Source organism: Xanthomonas cannabis pv. cannabis (assembly GCF_000802365.1).
Lineage (GTDB): Bacteria > Pseudomonadota > Gammaproteobacteria > Xanthomonadales > Xanthomonadaceae > Xanthomonas > Xanthomonas cannabis.
This window is the reverse complement of sequence record NZ_JSZE01000193.1, coordinates 1-3,279: the sequence shown is the minus strand read 5'-3', so window position 1 is coordinate 3,279 and position 3,279 is coordinate 1. Positions and strand designations below refer to the sequence as shown.

The window sequence follows — 3,279 nt, the reverse complement described above, 5'->3', positions numbered from 1 at the left end:
CATGCTGGCGCCCGTTTGTCGAGAAAGGCCCCAAGACCTTCCTGGCCTTCGGGCGACACCCGCAGGCGTGCGATCCAGGCGGCATTGGCGGCATCGATCGCGTCGCGGTCGGCAGGCGGCAGTACCGAACGCACCAGCGTCTTGGCGCTGCTGGCGGCCAGTGGCGCAGCGGCCAGCAGCAGGCGCACCTGTCGCTCCACCGCGATGTCCAACTGGTCGGCCGCCACGAGCTGGTGCAGTAGCCCCAGCAGCTGCGCGGTGCCGGCGTCGAAGATCTCGGCGGTCGCGAACCAGCGGCGCGCCTGGCGCGCGCCGATCGCCGCGATGACATACGGCGAGATCACCGCCGGCAGCAGCCCCAGCTTGCTCTCGGTCAGGCCGAAGCGCGCTTCGGTGCAGCCGATGGCGATGTCGCAGCATGCCACCAGGCCGACGCCGCCGCCGAACGCGGCGCCGTTGACGCGGGCAATGGTGGGCTTGGGCAGTTCGTCCAGGGTGCGCATCAGCTGTGCCAGCGCCATTGCATCGGCAGCGTTGGCGGCCTCGCTGGCGTTGGCCATGCCGCGCATCCAGTTCAGGTCTGCGCCGGCGGAAAATGCATCGCCGGCACCGGTCAGCACCACCACGCGGATGTGGGCTGCGTCGGCTGCCTGTTGCAGGGCCTGGGTAAGGGCGCCGATCAAGGTCGCATCGAAGGCGTTATGCACCGTTGGTCGGTGCAGGCGCAAGGTGCGGACCGGTCCCTGGTCCTCGACGATCAAGCCGGTGTCCTGCATTGCGCACGTCCATGAATGAGATGCGAACCATCATAGCGGTACGGGTCGTCGGAGCCATGACGCGGTGCGTCGATGCTAGAATTGAGAACCATTCCTAACAATCAGGCCGTCTTTGTGACGCTGTCCGACATGCCCTTGCATCGCGCCGCCATTGTGGACTCTGTGGAGGATCGTCTTCCCAACGACACGATCGCCCGGCGCTTGCGCGAGCTTGGCTTTGTCGCAGGGGAGGAAGTGACCGTGCTGGCCACCGGGCCGGTGGGGCGCGAACCCTTGCTGGTGCAGGTCGGTTACACCCGGTTTGCGTTGCGTCGCAGCGAGGCGGCGCGCGTACAGGTGCGCCAAGAGGGGGTATCGGCATGAACGCGGCCAGCGTTCCGCTGCGGCTGGCATTGGTCGGCAACCCCAACAGCGGCAAGACCGCCTTGTTCAACCAGCTCACCGGCAGCCGCCAGAAGGTGGCCAATTACACCGGCGTTACCGTCGAGCGTAAGGAGGGCCACTTCCGTGCCCCGTCCGGGCGCGACTTTGCGGTGCTGGATCTGCCCGGCGCCTACAGCCTGCAGCCGGCCAGCCTGGACGAAGCGATCACCCGCGACCTGTGCCGTGGCTTCTATCCCGGCGAACCCGCACCGGACGTACTGGTGTGCGTGATGGATGCGACCAACCTGCGCCTGCACCTGCGCTTTGCGCTGGAGCTGCGCGAGCTGGGCCGGCCGATGATCGTGGCCTTGAACATGGTCGACGCCGCGCAGCGGCGCGGCATCGTCATCGATCTGGCGGCGCTGGAACAGGCGCTGGGCGTGCCGGTGGTCGAAACCGTGGCAGTGCGGCGCGGTGGGGCCAAGGCCCTTGTCGAGCGCATCGACGCGCAGGCCACCGGCCTGCACGCGCCCAGTGCAGCACCGCCGGCGGACGGCAACTACCACGCCCAGGTGCGGCAGATCCTGAGTGCGGCAGTAACCATGCCCACGCGCACCTCGCGCGTGGACGACGCGCTGGACCGCTGGCTGCTGCACCCGATCTGGGGCCTGGTTACGCTGGCGGTGGTGATGTTCCTGATCTTCCAGGCGGTGTACGCCTGGGCCACCCCGGTGATGGACCTGATCGACGGCGGCACCGCCGCCTTGGGCGAGTGGGTGGGCGCCACCTTGCCGGAGGGCCCGCTCAACAGCCTGCTCAAGGACGGCATCATCGCCGGCCTGGGCGGGGTGATCATCTTCCTGCCGCAGATCCTGATCCTGTTCGCCTTCATCCTGGCGCTGGAAGAATCCGGCTATCTGCCGCGCGCGGCGTTTCTGCTGGATCGCATGATGGCCGCGGCGGGGTTGTCGGGGCGCTCGTTCATTCCGTTGCTGTCGAGCTTTGCGTGTGCGGTGCCGGGCATCATGTCCACCCGCAGCATCCAGGATCCACGCGACCGTCTGGCCACCATCATGGTGGCGCCACTGATGACATGTTCGGCGCGGCTGCCCGTGTATGCGCTGCTGATCGGTGCCTTCATCCCGCAGAAAACCGTGTGGGGCATCTTCAACCAGCAGGGGCTGGTGCTGTTCGGGCTGTATGCCGCGGCCATCGTCAGTGCGCTGCTGGTGTCGTGGACCATGAAGAAGTGGCGCCGCGACAAGAGCGAGCATCCGCTGATGCTGGAGTTGCCGTCCTACCGCGTGCCGCAGCTGCGCGACCTGGCGCTGGGCCTGTGGGAGCGGGCCTGGATCTTCCTCAAGCGGGTGGGCGGCATCATCCTGGCGCTGACCATCCTGCTGTGGTTCCTGTTGTCGTTTCCGGCGGCGCCCGCCAATGCGACCTTGCCGGCCATCGATTACAGCTTTGCCGGCCGCATCGGCCATGCAATGGCGGTGTTCTTCGCGCCGTTGGGCTTCAACTGGCAGATCTGTATTGCGCTGATTCCCGGGCTGGCCGCGCGCGAAGTGGCGGTAGCTTCGCTGGCCACGGTCTATGCCTTGTCGGCTGCCGATGACGATGCCGCAGCGCAGGCGCTGTCGCCGTTGATCAGCGACGGCTGGTCGCTGGCCACCGCGCTGTCGTTGCTGGTTTGGTACATCTACGCGCCGATGTGCATTTCCACGCTGGCCACGATCAAGCGCGAAACCAACTCGTGGAAGCAGATGACCATCAGCGCGGTGTACCTGTTCGCGCTGGCCTATCTGGCCTCGCTGGTGACCTACCAACTGGCCGTCCTGTTGGGTGCAGGCTGACATGGATCTTTCGCTCACGATGCAATACGTGGTCATCGCCATCGCGGTGCTGGCCAGCCTGTGGGTGGTGATGAAAAAGCAGTTCCCCGGCACCTTGCGCCGGCTGCGCGGCGCGCTCGCGCTCGCACTGCTGCGCACCGGGCGACCTGCCTGGGTGCAGGCGGTCGGTCGTCGCGTGGCGCCGCCGGCTGCCCAGGGCACTGCCTCCTGCGGCGGCTGCGATAGCTGCGGCCCGACGCCGCCGCGCAAGCACTGACGCACCCAGCGTCGGCTACACTTGCCCG

At 67.4% G+C, this 3,279-nt stretch carries 4 protein-coding genes; 3 read left to right on the top strand and 1 reads right to left on the bottom strand.

Going from position 1 to position 3,279, the window contains the following annotated elements; translation table 11 throughout:
- Positions 1–776, bottom strand: a 776-nt coding sequence (locus tag OZ10_RS19930; protein ID WP_039566809.1) for an enoyl-CoA hydratase-related protein, incomplete at its 3' end; no start/stop codon positions are given.
- Positions 777–890: 114 nt separating this feature from the next.
- Here OZ10_RS19930 and OZ10_RS19925 point away from each other — a divergent pair.
- From OZ10_RS19925 to OZ10_RS19915, 3 genes are read left to right on the top strand one after another with little or no spacing between them, the layout of a single operon-like run.
- Positions 891–1,139: a FeoA family protein gene (locus OZ10_RS19925; RefSeq protein WP_039415340.1), complete on the top strand. Its 249-nt coding sequence runs from the start codon at positions 891–893 to the stop codon at positions 1,137–1,139.
- The gene (gene feoB, locus OZ10_RS19920) at positions 1,136–2,995 is read left to right on the top strand and encodes a ferrous iron transporter B (RefSeq protein ID WP_039415338.1); all 1,860 of its coding nucleotides are present in this window, start codon (positions 1,136–1,138) and stop codon (positions 2,993–2,995) included. Before OZ10_RS19925 ends, feoB begins: the two co-directional genes overlap by 4 nt.
- Before the next feature lies 1 nt (position 2,996).
- Positions 2,997–3,251 (top strand): DUF6587 family protein, encoded by a 255-nt coding sequence (locus OZ10_RS19915; protein WP_039415335.1) that lies wholly within the window; start codon positions 2,997–2,999, stop codon positions 3,249–3,251.
- The last annotated feature ends 28 nt before the right edge of the window (positions 3,252–3,279 follow it).